16 protein-coding genes and 1 pseudogene are annotated in these 16,054 nt (G+C 64.2%); 10 read left to right on the forward strand and 7 right to left on the reverse strand.

Going from position 1 to position 16,054, the window contains the following annotated elements:
* Genes Q0L48_RS06400 through Q0L48_RS06410 form a run of 3 tightly spaced genes read left to right on the forward strand, consistent with a single transcriptional unit; the run spans window position 1 to window position 2,299 of the window.
* A complete protein-coding gene (locus Q0L48_RS06400; RefSeq protein ID WP_296718795.1) occupies window positions 1–519 on the forward strand; it encodes an O-acetyl-ADP-ribose deacetylase in 519 nt (172 codons plus the stop codon).
* Window positions 520–1,713, forward strand: coding sequence for a carboxynorspermidine decarboxylase (locus Q0L48_RS06405; RefSeq protein WP_296718603.1), 1,194 nt, complete (start codon window positions 520–522; stop codon window positions 1,711–1,713).
* Window positions 1,714–1,750: 37 nt separating this feature from the next.
* Window positions 1,751–2,299, forward strand: a complete 549-nt coding sequence (locus Q0L48_RS06410) for a YbjN domain-containing protein (protein ID WP_296718606.1) — start codon at window positions 1,751–1,753, stop codon at window positions 2,297–2,299.
* Here Q0L48_RS06410 and Q0L48_RS06415 read toward each other — a convergent pair.
* Window positions 2,296–3,357 carry a DUF3137 domain-containing protein gene (locus Q0L48_RS06415; protein WP_296718608.1) on the reverse strand — a complete coding sequence of 354 codons (1,062 nt, stop codon included), beginning with the start codon at window positions 3,355–3,357 and terminating at the stop codon, window positions 2,296–2,298. The two genes, Q0L48_RS06410 and Q0L48_RS06415, sit on opposite strands and share 4 nt — an antisense overlap.
* An 84-nt stretch (window positions 3,358–3,441) precedes the next feature.
* On the opposite strand from Q0L48_RS06415, the gene Q0L48_RS06420 reads away from it, so the two are divergent.
* Together Q0L48_RS06420 and Q0L48_RS06425 are read left to right on the forward strand one after the other, a co-directional pair.
* Window positions 3,442–4,014, forward strand: coding sequence for a LemA family protein (locus Q0L48_RS06420; protein WP_296718611.1), 573 nt, complete (start codon window positions 3,442–3,444; stop codon window positions 4,012–4,014).
* 224 nt (window positions 4,015–4,238) lie between these two features.
* Window positions 4,239–5,444 carry a type III PLP-dependent enzyme gene (locus Q0L48_RS06425; RefSeq protein ID WP_296718616.1) on the forward strand — a complete coding sequence of 402 codons (1,206 nt, stop codon included), beginning with the start codon at window positions 4,239–4,241 and terminating at the stop codon, window positions 5,442–5,444.
* 54 nt (window positions 5,445–5,498) lie between these two features.
* Here Q0L48_RS06425 and Q0L48_RS06430 read toward each other — a convergent pair whose 3' ends face one another.
* The 4 genes from Q0L48_RS06430 to murI all read right to left on the reverse strand — a co-directional run bounded on the left by Q0L48_RS06430 (window position 5,499) and on the right by murI (window position 9,776).
* Window positions 5,499–6,593: a hypothetical protein gene (locus Q0L48_RS06430; RefSeq protein WP_296718619.1), complete on the reverse strand. Its 1,095-nt coding sequence runs from the start codon at window positions 6,591–6,593 to the stop codon at window positions 5,499–5,501.
* 217 nt (window positions 6,594–6,810) lie between these two features.
* On the reverse strand, window positions 6,811–7,503 hold the full coding sequence (locus Q0L48_RS06435; RefSeq protein WP_296718621.1) for a nitroreductase: 693 nt from the start codon (window positions 7,501–7,503) through the stop codon (window positions 6,811–6,813).
* An 84-nt stretch (window positions 7,504–7,587) separates the two neighbouring features.
* Window positions 7,588–8,808 (reverse strand): 5-aminolevulinate synthase, encoded by a 1,221-nt coding sequence (hemA, locus tag Q0L48_RS06440; RefSeq protein WP_296718624.1) that lies wholly within the window; start codon window positions 8,806–8,808, stop codon window positions 7,588–7,590.
* A gap of 167 nt (window positions 8,809–8,975) precedes the next feature.
* Entirely contained in the window at window positions 8,976–9,776 is an 801-nt protein-coding gene (gene murI / locus Q0L48_RS06445) for a glutamate racemase (RefSeq protein ID WP_296718627.1), read from the reverse strand.
* Window positions 9,777–9,887: 111 nt separating this feature from the next.
* On the opposite strand from murI, the gene plsY reads away from it, so the two are divergent.
* Window positions 9,888–10,472 carry a glycerol-3-phosphate 1-O-acyltransferase PlsY gene (gene plsY / locus Q0L48_RS06450; RefSeq protein ID WP_296718628.1) on the forward strand — a complete coding sequence of 195 codons (585 nt, stop codon included), beginning with the start codon at window positions 9,888–9,890 and terminating at the stop codon, window positions 10,470–10,472.
* Window positions 10,469–11,575, forward strand: a pseudogene (gene dprA, locus Q0L48_RS06455) (DNA-processing protein DprA). The gene plsY and the pseudogene dprA overlap by 4 nt, the downstream one beginning before the upstream one ends.
* Window positions 11,576–11,598: 23 nt before the next feature.
* On the opposite strand, the gene Q0L48_RS06460 reads toward dprA, so the two are convergent.
* The gene (locus Q0L48_RS06460; protein WP_296718630.1) at window positions 11,599–12,156 is read right to left on the reverse strand and encodes a superoxide dismutase family protein; all 558 of its coding nucleotides are present in this window, start codon (window positions 12,154–12,156) and stop codon (window positions 11,599–11,601) included.
* 252 nt (window positions 12,157–12,408) lie between these two features.
* Here Q0L48_RS06460 and topA point away from each other — a divergent pair, with 252 nt between their 5' ends.
* Window positions 12,409–15,009, forward strand: coding sequence for a type I DNA topoisomerase (gene topA, locus Q0L48_RS06465; protein ID WP_296718632.1), 2,601 nt, complete (start codon window positions 12,409–12,411; stop codon window positions 15,007–15,009).
* Between the two features lie 57 nt (window positions 15,010–15,066).
* On the opposite strand, the gene Q0L48_RS16665 is transcribed toward topA, so the two are convergent.
* On the reverse strand, window positions 15,067–15,171 hold the full coding sequence (locus Q0L48_RS16665) for a hypothetical protein (protein WP_367274015.1): 105 nt from the start codon (window positions 15,169–15,171) through the stop codon (window positions 15,067–15,069).
* Between Q0L48_RS16665 and Q0L48_RS06470 the strand changes: the two genes are divergently transcribed.
* Complete coding sequence (locus tag Q0L48_RS06470) at window positions 15,146–15,409, forward strand: hypothetical protein (RefSeq protein ID WP_367274022.1); 264 nt, start codon at window positions 15,146–15,148, stop codon at window positions 15,407–15,409. The genes Q0L48_RS16665 and Q0L48_RS06470 overlap by 26 nt on opposite strands.
* Window positions 15,397–16,050: a PleD family two-component system response regulator gene (locus Q0L48_RS16670; RefSeq protein ID WP_367274016.1), complete on the forward strand. Its 654-nt coding sequence runs from the start codon at window positions 15,397–15,399 to the stop codon at window positions 16,048–16,050. Before Q0L48_RS06470 ends, Q0L48_RS16670 begins: the two co-directional genes overlap by 13 nt.
* The last annotated feature ends 4 nt before the right edge of the window (window positions 16,051–16,054 follow it).

Below are 16,054 nucleotides of genomic sequence, written 5' to 3' on the forward strand. Positions count from 1 at the left end.
ATTGGGCAGGCACACATTGAGGTTGTCACTGGCAACATCGTGACGATGGCCTTCGACGCCATCGTCAACGCCGCCAATTCGTCGCTGCTGGGCGGGGGCGGGGTGGACGGGGCAATCCACCGGGCCGCGGGGCCTGATCTTGTCCATGAATGCCGCCTGCTTGGGGGTTGCAAGACCGGTCAGGCCAAAGTCACCAAAGCTTATCGCCTTCCCGCGCGCCATATCATCCATACGGTCGGCCCGGTGTGGCGTGGCGGTAAGAACGGAGAGCCCGAATTGCTCGCAAGCTGCTACAGCGAATCTCTCCGCCGGGCGCGGGAGATCGGGGCACGCACAATTGGTATTCCTGCCATCTCGACCGGCATCTATGGGTACCCGATCGCGCAAGCTGCCCTTGTCGCCGTCGAAACCATCACCATTGAAGTGCGCGAGCACCCCGCAGCCTTTGATCAAATCGCGCTGGTCTGTTTTGACGCGGCGGCCGCAAGTGCCTTTGCGCAAGCTCTGGAGAATTTCTGAGTGCAAACCAAAGCCGGTGATCCGGGCCCCTTCGCCCATTTCGACCTTGCCCGCGTCGACAGCCCCGCTTTCGTCGTGGACGCGGCCAAGCTGCGTGCCAATTGCCGCGTGCTGGCGGGCGTCCGCGATGCGGCGGCGGCGGACGGCGCGGATATCAAGGTGTTCGCAGCGCTGAAGGCGTTCAGCATGTGGTCGGCCGCGCCGATCATCGGTGAGTATCTCGACGGCGTCTCAACCAGCGGGTTGTGGGAAGCGCGGCTCGCGTCCGAGTTCTACGATGGCGAAATCGCGACCTATTCCGCCGCCTTCAAGCCTGAAGAGCTGGAGGAAATCTGCCGTCTCTCCGATCACGTGATTTTCAACTCTCCGTTCCAGCACGCGCGCGCCCGGCTGATCCTCGACAACGCGGCGGCCAATGGCGCGCCGGTCAGCGTCGGGCTTCGGATCAACCCGCAGGTGGCGACGGGCGAGGTCGCCAAGTACGACCCCAGCGCGCCCGGATCGCGGCTCGGCTTCCCGCTCGACCAGCTCACCGAAGAGCATATGGAAGGGGTGGAGGGCATCCATTTCCACAACCTGTGCGAACAGGATTTCGAGCCACTGAAAGCCACTTGGGACAGGGTGTTCGACGTGATCGAGCCGTTCTTCGGGCAGCTCAGATGGATCAACATGGGCGGCGGCCACCATATCACCCGCGCCGATTACCAACGCGATGAACTGGTCGAATTCCTGAAGGACGCTGCCGAGGATACCGGCTGCCAGATCATCCTCGAACCGGGCGAGGCAGTGGCGCTGGATGCGGGCATTCTGGTCGGCACGCTGCTCGACACGATGTTCAACGAAGTGCCGGTCGGCATCAGCGATATCAGCGCGACGTGCCACATGCCCGATGTGCTCGAAGCGCCGTACCGTCCCGCGATGCTCGGCGAACTCGACGATCCCGACATGATCCCGATCCGGCTGGGCGGGCCGTCCTGCCTCGCGGGCGACGTGATCGGCGATTACCGCCTGCCGGTGCCTGCCGAACCCGGCGCGCGCTTCGCCTTTCTCGATCAGGCGCATTACTCGATGGTCAAGACCAACACCTTTAACGGGGTGCAGCTGCCCTCGATCTGGATGTGGGACAGCGAGAGCGACGCTCTCGACTGCATCAAGCGGTTCGATTACGAGGATTTCCGGGATCGTTTGAGCTGACGCGGGATGCTCCCGGCGGTAGTTGCAGGGGGGTATCATGAGGTTCGTTTCAATTATTGCGGCAGGCGCGCTCGCGCTCGCAGCCGCCGCGCCCGCCAGCGCGCAGACCTATGTCGCCGGCGAGGTGAAGGCATCGGTGGGCGCCGCCGATCTCGCGGCGGTGGTCGGCTCGCTCGGCCATCAGGTGATCGAAGAGGACGATGGCGAAGGCGGGGGCGGGAACGAAGGCAGCGAGGTGATGATCCTCGCCGAAAGCCCCGATCAGATCCGCTATGTCCTGCTCGGCACCGCCTGCGATGTGGCAGGGGTGCCCGGGTGTCAGGGCGTGCTGATGCAGGCACAGTTCGATCTTCCGCCGGGCACGACTTATGAAACTGTGGCCGACGCCAACCTTAATTTCGCTGCACTCAACATCTGGGTCGATTTCGAGCAGAAGTCGCTGGGCTTCACGCGCTATGTCGTGCTCGATCAGGGTGTGACGATGGCCAATCTGCGCGCCAATGTTGAGGTGCTGCTGAGCCTGATCGGCGATGCCTACCCGGTCGCTGCGGGGGAGGCAGACGCCGGGCAGCAGCCCAGCGTCTAGATCCCCTTGCACCCGAACCCGCCAGCGGGGCGGGCAACGACCGGAGCGCCAATTTCCTCGCCATGCAAAGCGCGGGAATCGGGCGCCTGCGGCATCTGCGCCGCGCCTATGGCCCGCCCACGCTCGGTCTGGTTGATCGCCAGCGCAAGGCCCGCCAGTGCGGCGAATTGCTCTGCGGTCTCCTCGGCGCGCACGCGATCCTGCTTTGCATCCATCGTGCCGCTTTCGAACATGTCCTTGCCTTCGACCGCGAGGATCACCTCGCCCCCGGTGAACAGCGCGCGCAGTTCCTTGGCTCCGAAGGCGCTTTCCAGCCGCAGCAGGTGTTCCAGATAGGAGGGATGCACCAGCACCCGCGCTTCGACCTGATCGTCGCTGTAGAGCGCGAACACCTCGTCGAAATCGGGATGCACCTGGTCGACGAAGTCCAGCTGGTGCCCGTCGAAGCTGACGCTGTCCTTGGCCGAGCCCAGTCCGAGCCACTTCTTGTGCTTGCCGGCGCGCTGCAGGAGCGTGGTCGACCGGAACGGACGACCAAATGCCATCTGGATGATGACCCCGCGAAACACCGTCACCCAGCGCCGGTTCTTGCCGGATCCGCGGCGTTCCTCGAGATGGGCTTCGTAGAGATTGAAGCCATGCCCTTCGAGCGCGCCGTGCCAGCGATCCTCGAAGCCTGAGCGGTCGTAGGAGGGGAGCAGGCCGTAACGCTTGGCCGATTCGAACTCGGCCCCCGGTTCGACTTCGTGCGCGTAGGACACGCCAAGACTGGCGGCGATGGCCGAATTGATCCCGACCTTGATCTGCTTTTTCGCCTCGGCAATCGGCTGATAGCCCCACACGCCCACGCCGATCGCCGCGCCGATGCTGATGAATGTGCGAAAGCTGCCCAGCCCATCCGGCCCGAACCACAGGAAGGCCAGCACCGGCATCAGCAGCGCCGCGCCCCACGTCCAGCGCGAGGCGGCCTTTTCCTTGGCGGCGGCGCGCATGGCGGACTGGGATTCCAGCCACTCGCCCAATTGCCCCTGCATCAGTTGGTTGACATTTGCCCGCATAGTGAAAGCTATAGCGCAATCTTGTCTGCATTCCCTTAACAATTGTCCGCTATAGTTGCGCCCAAGCAAAGGAGTTGTTGCGTCATGGTTGATATTCTCGGCTGGTTCTGGACTTCGGCGATCCTTGTCATCGCGGTCGCTCTCGTGCTGCTGTTGATCGGCATCTACAACAATCTGGTGCGTCTGCGGCAGAATGTGAATCAGGGCGTGGCCGATATCGACGCGCAGTTGCGTCAGCGCCATGATCTGATCCCCAATCTGGTGGAAGCGGTGAAGGGCTATGCCGGGCATGAAGCCAGCACGCTGGAAGCGGTAATCGCGGCGCGCAATGCCGCGGCCAAGGGCGGGCCGACTTCGGGCGGCGAGCAGCAGTTGAAGATCGCCCTCGATAACCTGCTGGCGCTGGGCGAGGCCTATCCCGATCTCAAGGCTTCGGCCAACTTCCAGTCGCTCCAGAACGATCTTGGCGATGTCGAGGACAAGCTGGCTGCTGCCCGCCGCGCATTGAACGCTGCGGTGGCGCGGTTCAATTCGGCGCGCGAATCCTTCCCGGCGGTGCTGTTCGCCGGCTTGCTCGGCTTTGGCGAGGCGGACTTCAACCGGCTCGACGACAGCGAAAAGGGCACCGTCGATCAGGTGCCGCAGATCGCATTCTAAGCGCGGCAGATCGCAAAAATCAGGAACTTTCAGGCCATGCTCCGTTATTGGGGCATGGCCTTTTTTCAAAAAGCATCGCCTCCACCGCCGCAAACGGATTTTTCGATTGCAATTCGGCCCCCAAGCCCTATTTGCCCCGTTCCCGCTGCCCCAAGGGGACTTCCTAACCGCAAGGCAGCTTGTCGTTTTATGGTTTTCACAAACCGTTTCGGGGGTCCCTTGAGTTGCACATCTATCCCAACGCACAGGCTGTAGTCCGCGACCTCGTTCCGGACGAACCCGTCATTCTCAATCGCCCGCATGCCGCGCGGCGAGCCGCTCGTTTCTTTGTCGAGAAGTTTCCCGGCAAGGTGCTCTATGCGGTCAAGGCCAACCCTGCGCCCGATCTGATCGCGGTGCTGTGGGATGCGGGCGTGACGCATTACGACGTCGCCTCGATTGCCGAAGTGCGGCTGGTGCGGGGCATTCTGCCGCAGGCGGTGCTGTGCTTCATGCACCCGGTGAAAACCCCGGCGGCGATTGCGGAAGCCTATTTCGAACATGGCGTGAAGACCTTCAGCCTCGATTCGGTCGAGGAACTGGAGAAGATCATCGACGCCTGCCGCAACCGCGAAACCGGCGAGGCACCGCGCGATCTGCGCTTGTGCGTCCGGCTGCGCGTGTCGAGCGAATATTCCGAGCTGTCGCTGGCGTCGAAGTTCGGCTGCGACCTCGTCGAAGCCCCGCTGCTGCTCCAGCAGGCCCGCCAGCATTGCGATTGGCTGGGCGTGTGCTTCCACGTCGGCAGCCAGGCCATGACCCCGTTCGCTTTCGTGCAGGCGCTGGATCGCACCCGTGCGGCCATTGCCGAGGCTTCGGTGGTGATCGACATGATCGACGTGGGCGGGGGCTTCCCGAGCGCCTATCCCGGCCTCGAACCGCCGCCGATGGAAGATTACTTCGCGATCATCGCCCGCCATTTCGAAGCGCTGCCGATTGCCTACAACGCCGAGCTGTGGTGCGAACCCGGCCGCGCGCTGAGCGCGGAATACAGCTCGATGATCGTGCAGGTGAACAAGCGCCGCGGCGAGGAACTCTACATCAACGATGGCGCTTACGGCGCGCTGTATGACGCCGCGCATGTGGCATGGCGTTTCCCGGTGCGTGCGCTGGAAGACGACCTGATCGAGGATGACGCGGATTTCGCCTTCTACGGCCCGACCTGCGACGATGCCGATTACATGAAGGGCCCGTTCGTGCTGCCTGCCGACATTCAGGCGGGCGACTACATCGAAATCGGCATGATCGGCGCCTATGGCGCGGCGATGAAGACCGGCTTCAACGGCTACGGCGCCGCGCAGGTGGTGACGGTGTCCGACGAACCGATGATGAGCCTGTTCAACGGCACCCGGGTACGCGAAGCGACCGACAACGTGGTGAGCCTCAGATAAGACCTGCCATCCTGCCTTCGCGGCGGGACGGCGGTTTCCCTCATGTGCGCCGGATCAATCCACCAGCGTTCGCAGCCGGTGGTTCGCCGTTTTGGGCGAGGCCGATGCAGGCGGGGCATCCAGAAGATCGCCAAGGCAGATGGGATCGGCCGTCAACGTGGGGTGCGGCGAATACCCGTCATGCCAGTATTTGGTCTCGATGATGTCGCGCGCGATGCTCATGCCGAAGAAATGCCGGGGATGCGGCGACCGGTTGTCAGGCCCGGCGTGGAGCAGATCGCTCCGGTAGAGAATGACCGTGCCCTTGCGCGGCGCCATCTGCACCAGCGTGAACAGCTTATCGAGCGCCTCTCGCTGGCGGTAAAGCTTCCACAACGTGCGCGGCCCGAGCATACGCAAGCTGAATTGGGCATTCTTTCCCAGCACAAAGCGCAGCAGATTGGGTTGGTGCTGATCCCACTTGGTCGAAAATACCCGGTCGAGAAATTCGCCGGGCGCCAGCGGGGCATCACCACCTTTGCTCATGTGCCATAGCTTTCTGAAATTATGGATGAAGATGCGATAATTCGCTCTCGTCCGGAACAACTCCATCAACGCATAGGCCTGTCCGCCATGATTGTTTCCGGCGCCGCCATACATGTGCGTGCCGGGAACGAACACGGTCCCGCCCTGCTGCGCCGAGACATCTTCGACCGCCGCGAACATGCTGATCACGCCGCTCGGATCGCGGTGGATATATTGATGGGACGAACCGAGATAGCTGGTGAAGGTGGCGACTTCGAGCACCGGCCGCGACCGGCCGCAATATTCCGAAAGAACGCCCTCCAGCCGCTGGCACAGCATGGCCGCAAAGCCCTTTACCGGCGGGGTCGATGGAAGGGAGCAGAAGTCGCGGCGCAGATAGGAATTATCGGTCTCGCTGGCGAAGGCGCTGCGGCTGCGATCCGGATCATTGATGGTCCGGCGCATCAGATCCAGCCCAATATCCGCTTCCTGATCGGATAGCAGGTTGGTCAGAACAACCAGACCGTGAGTATCCATCATCGTCAGGGCTTGCCGGACACAATAATCCGAAAGTCTGCCGCTTTCATCCAGGGCAACAGGCACTTCGAACGCCGACGTATCGTTGGATACCTTGAGTTCCTGCATGCCCGTGTGCCTTGTCATGATCCGGCATTCGCCGCGTGGCCGGCTCTTTGTCGTCACATTCGCTGATGGCAGGATGGGAGGACTTGGGGCCGACCCAATCCATTGACGCAGAAACTTCTATATCGGGTTAACCTACTGACGCGGCATGAAGCCTGTTTCGCGTTTAATCCGAGCAAGTTGGCTTGCCGCGCCACACATGGCGGCGCGGCGAAAGCGCTTAATCGAACCCGACGAACCGCGCCGCTTCGTCCACGCTCTTGCGCAAACTCACCACGGAATTGGCGGGGAAATCCGGATCGGGCCACCCCATCGCCACCGCCTTCATGATGACCTGATCGTCAGGAATGCCCGCATGTTCGCGCACCACCGGCGATTGCATGATGCCTTGCGAATTGATCACGCAGCCAAGCCCGCGCGACCATGCCGCGTTGACTAGCGCCGTAGTCACCGCGCCGCAATCGAAGGCGGTGTCGTCGCTGCCCGATAGCTCGCGGTCGTAGGTGACAATCACGCACACAGGCGCGTCGAACTGGCGGAAACCGCGCAGCACCCAGTCCTGCCGTGCGGGTTTGTCGTCGCGTACGATTCCCATCGCGCCGAACAATTGCTTGGCGACTTCGACCTGCCGGTCGCGGTGGACGCCCGCAAACGGCTCGCCCCGGCGGAATTCGCGGCTATCGGGTTCGCCCGCCAGAATGCGCTCGGTATTGCCGCGCCGGATGCGGTCCAGCGGCTCTCCGGTAATGACGTGGAAGTGCCACGGCTGGGTGTTCATCGAGGTGGGTGATCGCATCGCGAGGGCCAGCACCTCCTCGATCAGCGCGCGCGGCACCGGCTTGTCGAGATAGCCGCGGATGCTGCGCCGGCCGAGGACGACCTCGGCGAATGTCTGGTCAGGCGTGCCGCTCATGTCTCTCTCCCGATTCTGGTTTCGGGAGGACTGCTAGCGCAGCAATGGGCCGCAACAAAGGACGTTACGGCAAGGCGGGCGTGTTTACGCCGCTTCGGCCAGCACCAGCTCCAACCGGTCCCAGATCTCGACCAGCGCCTCGGTCAGCTCGTCCATCATCGCGTCGGTGTGGTGCGGGCCGGGGGTGAAGCGCAGGCGCTCTGTGCCGCGCGGCACGGTGGGGAAGTTGATCGGCTGCACATAGACGCCGTATTCGGCCAGCAGGATGTCGCTGATCTTCTTGGCGCGCACCGGATCGCCCACCATCAGCGGCACGATATGGGTGACGCTGTCCATTACTGGCAGGCCCGCCTCGGCAAACTTCAGCTTGAGCATCGCGGCGGCGCGCTGCTGCGCGTTGCGCTCAACGCTCGAACCTTTCAGGTGCCGGACCGAAGCCAGCACGCCTGCAACCAGCACTGGCGACAGCGAAGTGGTGAAGATGAAGCCCGGTGCGTAGCTGCGGATGCAGTCCACCACCTTGCTGCTGGAGGCGATGTAGCCGCCCATCACGCCGAACGCCTTGCCCAGCGTGCCTTCAATGATGTCGATCCGGTCGGCAGCGCCGTCCCGTTCGGAAATCCCGCCGCCGCGCGCGCCGTACATGCCAACCGCGTGCACCTCGTCGATATAGGTGAGCGCGTTGTATTTGTCGGCCAGGTCGCAGATTCCGTGGATCGGCGCGACATCGCCTTCCATCGAATAGACGCTTTCAAAGGCGATCAGCTTGGGCGTGTCCGGGTCTTCGGCCGCCAACAATTCTTCGAGATGGGCGAGGTTGTTGTGGCGGAACACCCGCTTTTCGCAGCCCGAATTGCGGATGCCGGCGATCATGCTGGCATGGTTCAATTCGTCCGAGAAAATCACGCAGCCCGGCAGCAGTTTCGCCAGCGTCGACAATGTCGCATCGTTGGAGACATAGCCACTGGTGAACAGCAGCGCGCTTTCCTTGCCGTGCAGGTCGGCGAGTTCGTTTTCCAGCTGGACGTGCAGGTGCGTGTTGCCGCCGATATTGCGGGTGCCGCCCGATCCTGCGCCGACATCGTGCAGCGCATCTTCCATCGCGCCGATCACCTTGTCGTGCTGGCCCATGCACAGATAGTCGTTGGAACACCACACGGTGATCGGCTTGGGGCCGTTATGTCCGTGAAAACAACGCGCGTTGGGATACGCGCCCTTGTTCCGCAGGATGTCGATGAAGACGCGGTAGCGGCCTTCCTCATGCAGGCGGTCAATCGCCTGATCAAAGATCTGATCGTAGTTCACTCGCGTCTCTTTGTCCTGCGGGCGGGGCGCTTCGTCGAAGCCGCTCTGGCTCCGTTATCTCACCGCCATAACCCACAAACTCGGGGATGGTTTCGTGAATATTTAGGTCAGGGTGATCGGTTTGACCACCCGCGATCTTTGCGATCCGCTCGCAAGCAAATCGGCGATCAGAACGCTTCGGCGGGGCCGAAACCGCGGGCGGTCAATGCGGCTTCCAGCCCGGCTGCACCCGTCAGCGGCCCGGTGACGATGAAGCGGTTGGGGCCAGCGGGTGCGAAGTCTTGCCCGGCGAGCAAGTCGGCGATGCGCCGCGCAATGCCTTCGGCCCCGTCGACCTGCGTGACCTGCGGGCCGAACGCGGCGGCAAGTTCTTCCGCCAGCAGCGGGAAGTGGGTGCAGGCGAGCACCAGCGTATCGATGGCCTCGCCCCCCGGCATTGCGGCAAGGCGATCATGCACATCGGCGATCAATGCCGGATCGACCGCGCGGCCGCGCAGCTTCGCTTCGGCAGCGGCCACCAGTTCCGGCGCGGCGATGCGCAGCAGGCGGGTGCCATTGCCGAACCGTGCCTCCAGATCATCGACATAGGCCTGCCGGATGGTCGCTTCCGTGCCGACCAGGCCGATGGTGCCGCTGCGGGTCAGCGCGGCAGCGGGCTTGATCGCGGGCACGGTGCCGACCACCGGGATCGCCAGCACATCGCGCACCATACCCAGCGCGATGGTGGAGGCGGTGTTGCAGGCGATGCAGGCGAGGCGCGGCTGGAACCGTTCGGCCATGCGCCCCAGCAAGCCTGAAACCCGCGCCGCGATCTGCGCTTCGCTTTTGGTGCCATAGGGCAGGCCAGCGAGATCGGCGGCGTAGATCACGGGGGCTTGCGGCAGCACCTTGCGCAGCGCGTCATACACCGTCAGCCCGCCGACGCCGGAATCGAACAGCAGAATGGGGGAGGCGGCTTCGACGTTCAAAAAAATCTCCGTTCAGGCTGAGCTTGTCGAAGCCTCATCTTTCATTTGGCACTCCCGGCGCTAGAAGAAGTGCAGTGCTTCGACAAGCTCGGCACGAACGGGAAGGGTCTGATGGAACTGTTTTTCGCCGCGCTTCTGGGCTTTGCCCTCGGCTCGATCCCTTTCGGTCTGATCCTGACCCGCGCCGCCGGGCTGGGCGATGTGCGCGATATCGGCAGCGGCAGTATCGGCGCGACCAATGTGCTGCGCACCGGCAACAAGGGGCTGGCAGCCGCGACGGTGCTGTTGGACGCGGCCAAGGCAGCGGTGCCGGTGCTGGTGGCGGGCGCGTTGTGGCCTGGTACGGAAGGCGTGGCGGGTGTGGCCGCCGTGGCGGGGCATTGCTTCACGCCGTGGCTCAACTTCAAGGGCGGCAAGGGGTTTGCTAGCGCGGCAGGCGCGCTGCTGGCGCTGGCCTGGCCCGCGATGCTCGCCTGCGCGGCGATCTGGGCAGCGGTGCTGTTTCTCAGCCGGATTTCCTCGGTCGCCTCGATGGTCACGGTGGTAGTTTCGCCGCTGGTGGCATGGGGACTGGGCTATCCGCAGGCGATCCCGCCCTTGCTTGCCATCGCCGCCATCGTGCTGGTGCAGCACCGCGCCAATATCGGGCGGTTGATGCGCGGTGAGGAGCCGAAGGTGGGCGGGAACAAGTCTTGAGCCTGACCCAAGCCGAAGCATTCGCCCGCATCCGGCTGCTGCGCTCGCCCAATATCGGCCCGGTCAGCTATCGCCAATTGCTCGCCCGGTTCGGCACGGCGGCGGCGGCGCTGGATGCGCTGCCCGATCTCGCCAGCCGGGGGCGGGGGCCATATCGCCCTGCCGCAGCCGAAACCATCGAGCGCGAGGTCGCCGCCGTTCGCAAGGCGGGCGCGCGCTACCTGTTCCACGATCAGCCCGATTACCCCGCACTGCTGGCCGAACTCGATTCCGCACCGCCGATCGTCACCTGCCGCGGCAATCTGGCACTGGCGAGCGCGCCGTGTGTGGCGCTGGTCGGCGCGCGCAATGCCAGCGCGGCGGCGGTGAAGCTGGCGCGCGAATTCGCTGCGGGTCTGGCGGAGGCGGGCTTTACCGTCGTGTCAGGTCTGGCGCGCGGGATCGACGGCGCGGCGCATGAAGGCGCTTTCCCGCAGACCATCGGCGTGATCGCCAGCGGGATCGACATCACTTACCCGCCGCAGCACGTCGCCTTACAGGAACGGATCGCTGCCGAAGCCCTGCTGATTGCTGAACAACCCCCCGGCACCGAGCCGCGCGGGCGGCATTTCCCGTCGCGCAACCGCATTATCGCCGGGCTTGCGTCAGGCACGCTGGTGGTCGAGGCCGCGCCGCAATCGGGCAGCCTCATCACCGCGCGGCTCGCGGGCGAGGCGGGGCGGGAGGTGATGGCGATACCCGGCTCCCCGCTCGATGCGCGCGCGCTGGGGTGCAACCAGTTGATCCGCGAAGGCGCGGTGCTGGTGCAAACGCCCGAGGAAGTGGTCGAACTGCTGCAAAGCTTCACCGGCGCGCCGCGATCGCGCTTCCGGGTGAGCGAGAACGCGGCGGATTTCGATTAAACCGAATTGGCCGGTGCCGCGTGGGACGGGCAGGATACTGACGCGGTCGCGACAATGCTCTCCAACGCGCCGATCACCGTGGACGAGCTGATCCGCCAGTCGGGCGCGAGCGCGGCGGCTGTGCACATGGCACTGCTGGAATTGGAATTGACCGGCGAACTGGTGCGCGAAGCCGATGGGCTGGTGCGGCGCAGCGGGTAGCGCCGCCCGCCCTCCGCGTTCGCCTAGCCGCCGCTGGGCACGATCACCCCGCAGGCAGCGCGGTCGCCGCTCGAGTCCATCCGGATGTAATCGTCGCCCGAGGCATGGACCATGATTGCCGATCCGTCGCTATCGTCGAGGGTGAAGGGGTAGCGATCATTCTCCGGCCCGGTCAGCGTTACCTGCGGGACGAAAAATTCGGTCATTGCCGTCCCATCCTCGCTGACATGGACATTGGGCAGATCGCCGACGTGATATCCGCCCGGAGTTCTGAAACCGTGTTCCGCGCCGAGCGGGTCATAATGGCTTCCGGCGGCCTTGAAGTCCGGGCTGCACGCGCCGGTTTCGTGGATGTGGAAGCCATGCGGACCTCGACTGAGGTTCCTGAGCTGCGCGACAACGAGCACGCCGTGCTCGGTCTGTTCGAACGTCACGGTTCCCGCGTCTTGCCCGTCGGCGGTTTTCAGGCTCACTTCCTTCTCCGCTGCCTGCATCTGCTGCGCGGCGAGCGGCGGGGCGGTGAGGGCGAGTGCACACAAAGCGGCGGCGATGCGGCGGCGTGAGGTGGGCGCTTGGATCATGTCGGTCATCTCCCGGACGGCCCGCGATGCGCGGGTCTTGCCATGAGACAATCCGGCGGAGAGGAGGGCTGTTCCACAAAGCGAGGCGGAGCGGGCATCGGAAACGCCGAATGGTGGGCGCGCGTTTGCGCGATCCGCTCTTGAGTTTGCGCGCCGCTTGCGCCACCGCACTCTCCGTTTCGCGCTTGACGCATCGCTCCGGCGCGCTTCACCCTCGCGCGTACACACGTAAGGGACACCTCCATACCCGCCATGCAGCTTGTCATCGTCGAATCGCCCGCCAAGGCGAAAACCATCGAGAAATACCTCGGCAAGGACTTCAAGGTTCTTGCCTCCTACGGTCACGTCCGCGATCTGCCGCCCAAGGACGGCAGCGTCGATCCGGACGCCGATTTCGCGATGGAGTGGGAACTCTACCGCGACAAGCAGAGCCGCTTCAAAGAGATTGCCGACGCCGCCAAGGGCGCGAGCCGCCTTGTGCTGGCGACTGACCCTGACCGCGAAGGCGAGGCGATCAGCTGGCACGTGCTCGAACTGCTGAAGAAGCGCAAAAGTGTGCCGTCGCTGGTCGACCGCGTCACCTTCAACGCGATCACCAAAGCCGCCGTGACCGATGCGATGGCCAAGCCGCGCGAGCTCGATCAGCCGTTGATCGACGCCTATCTGGCGCGGCGCGCGCTCGATTACCTGTTCGGCTTTACCCTTTCGCCGGTGCTGTGGCGCAAGCTGCCCGGTGCCAAGAGCGCGGGCCGCGTGCAATCGGTGGCGCTGCGCCTGATCGTCGAGCGCGAGCGCGAGATCGAGGCGTTCCGGGCGGACGAATACTGGAGCGTCGTCGCGCGGATGATGCACGATGGCACCGAGTTCGATGCGCGGCTGATGCGCTACAAAGGCGACAAGCTGGAGAAGCTGAGCCTCGGCGCTGAAGGTATCGCAATGGAGGCCAAGGCCGCGGTCGAGGCCGGGCGCTTCACCGTCGAAGGCGTCGAGACCAAGCCGGTCAAGCGCAATCCCGCTCCGCCGTTCACCACCTCGACCCTGCAACAGGAGGCCGCGCGCAAGCTCGGGTTCTCGGCGCAGCACACCATGCGGTTGGCGCAGTCGCTGTATGAAGCGGGCGCGATCACTTACATGCGGACCGACGGCGTGCAGATGGACATGAGCGCGATTATGGCCGCGCGCGATGCCATCGCGGCGCGTTTCAGCGAAGATTACCGCCCCGAAAAGCCGCGCTTCTACAGCACCAAGGCCAAGAACGCGCAGGAAGCGCACGAGGCGATCCGCCCGACCGATTTCACCCGCGAACGGGCGGCGTCGGGCGACGAGGGCAAGCTGTACGACCTGATTTTCAAGCGCGCGATGGCGAGCCAGATGGCGACCGCCCAGATGGAGCGCACCACTGTCACCTTCCGCGATGCGACCGGCCAGCACGAGCTGCGCGCCACCGGTCAGGTGATCCGCTTCCCCGGCTTCCTCGCGGTGTATCAGGAAGATTTCGACGACGCCGACGATGACGAAAGCGGCCTGCTGCCGGTGATGCGCGCGGGCGATTGCCCGGCCAAGCGCGCGGTTGATGCGACCCAGCATTTCACCCAGCCGCCGCCACGTTTCTCCGAAGCGTCGCTGGTAAAGCGGCTGGAAGAGCTCGGCATCGGGCGTCCGTCCACCTACGCCTCGACCATCCAGACCCTGCGTGACCGCGCTTATGTGCGGATGGAGAAGAACCGCTTCTTCGCAGAAGAATCCGGCCGCCTGCTGACTGCCTTCCTCGAACGCTTCTTCCCGACCTATGTCGCCTATGATTTCACGGCGGGGATGGAAGACGAACTCGATGTCGTTTCCGACGGGCGCGAGGATTACAAGCTGCTGCTCGCCCGGTTCTGGAAGGACTTCAAGCCCAAGGCCGATGAAGTCATGGAGAAGCTGCCTTCGGAAGTAACCGAGGCGCTGGACGAATATCTCTCCGACTTCCTGTTCCCCCCGCGCGAAGACGGCGCCGATCCGCGTGCCTGCCCGCTGTGTGCCAGCGAAGGGCGCGAAGGCGGTCGCCTGTCCCTTCGCGGCGGCAAATTCGGCGCGTTCGTCGCCTGCGCCAATTACCCCGAATGCAAGTTCACCCGCCGCTTCGCCCAACCGGGCGGCGAGGGCGCGGACGGAGCGGATGATGGCGTGATGGGCCAGCACCCCGAAACGGGCGAGGACATCCACCGCAAGACTGGCCGCTTCGGCCCTTACGTGCAGATGGGCGAGGGCAAGGAAGCCAAGCGCGCCAGCATCCCCAAGGACCTCGACGATTTCGATCTCGATTGGGCGGTGAAGCTGCTCGATCTGCCGCGCATCGTCGGCGCGCATCCCGATACGGGCAAGGAAATCGAAGCCAATATCGGGCGTTACGGGCCTTACCTTCGCCACGATGGCAAATACGGCAAGCTCACCAATACCCGCGACGTGTTCGAGGTAGGGATGAACCGCGCCGTCGATCTGCTGGCGCAGGCGGCCAATCGCGGCCCCGGAACCCGCGCCGCAGCCGAACCCATCGCCACGCTCGGCGCGCACCCCACCACCGGGGGCGAGATCAAGGTGATGCCGGGTCGCTATGGCCCCTATGTCACCGACGGCACCACCAATGCGACCATCCCCAAGGATACAAAGCCAGAGGATGTGACCATTGATGCCGCCATCGCACTGATCGACGCGCGCATCGCCAAGGGCCCGCCGGCCAAGAAGGGCCGGAAAAAAGCCGCGCCCAAGAAAGCCGCCGCCAAGAAAGCGCCCGCCAAGAAGGCTCCGGCCAAGAAGGCGCCAGCGAAAAAGAAGGCTCCTGCCAAGAAAGCGGAAATCGCGACGAAATGAGCCTTGCTGCGGTCTGATCTGGCGCGGCGTTCGTAAATCATAAAGCATTGCTGCCTATCACTGGTTGCCCGAGACCAAGGGCTGCACCGTGATTGAAATCGAAGTACAGAACGAGACCCACCAGACCCAGGCCCGCATCCGCTTTGCCGCGGTGCCGCGCATCGGCGAGGGGATTCGCTTGCGCGAACCGGACGGGATCTGGGCCAGCTACGACGTCCTCGACGTGTGGTACCAGAAGGCCGAATTCGGCGATGTGTGGATGCCCTATCTGCACATCCGCATGACGCCCGGCGAAGGCGCGGTGGCGGGCGAGGATCCGTTCTCCGACGATTACGCCGCGCGCAGTTATGACGCAGGGTTCGTCAGCATGGGCGGGGAGCGTGAAACGTGCAAAATCTGATCAAGCGCAACTCCGGCCCGAACCGCCGTTCCGGCATGGAAGGCAAGACGCTGGCCGAAAAGCTCGCCCAGAGCGAACGAACCCGCGACGAAGATCATCCCGCAGCCGAGCCGGAATCCGAACCCGAGGCCGTGTCCGCAGCGCAATCCGAAATGCAATCGCGCGCCCCGGCTGCGCCTGCGTCTGCGCCCGGCTCCGACGATACCGACACGATCGTCGCCGCTGCCAAGGCGATGCGCGACCGTTACAATGGCGGCGCTGCCCCTGCGGCTGCGGCCAAGACCTGCCTGATCGTCGATGATAGCCGCGTGATCCGCAAGGTTTCCAGCAAGATCGCGATCAGCCTCGGCTATGTCGCGATCGAAGCAGAGAACGGTGAAGAGGCGCTCGCCCGCTGCAAGAAGGCGATGCCCGATCTGGTGCTGACCGATTGGAACATGCCCGAAATGGACGGCATCGAATTCGTCGCCAAACTGCGCGCCATCCCCACGCCCAAGGAGCCGGTGGTGGTGTTCTGCACCTCCAACGGCGAGGCCAAGGACATCCACGACGGCATCGCAGCGGGGGCGGATGATTACATCGTCAAGCCGTTCGACGAGGCCGCGTTGAAGGCGAAGCTGGAGAAGCTGGGACGGGGGTGAATGC

Source organism: Erythrobacter sp., assembly GCF_024305245.1.
Classification (GTDB): Bacteria; Pseudomonadota; Alphaproteobacteria; order Sphingomonadales; family Sphingomonadaceae; genus Erythrobacter.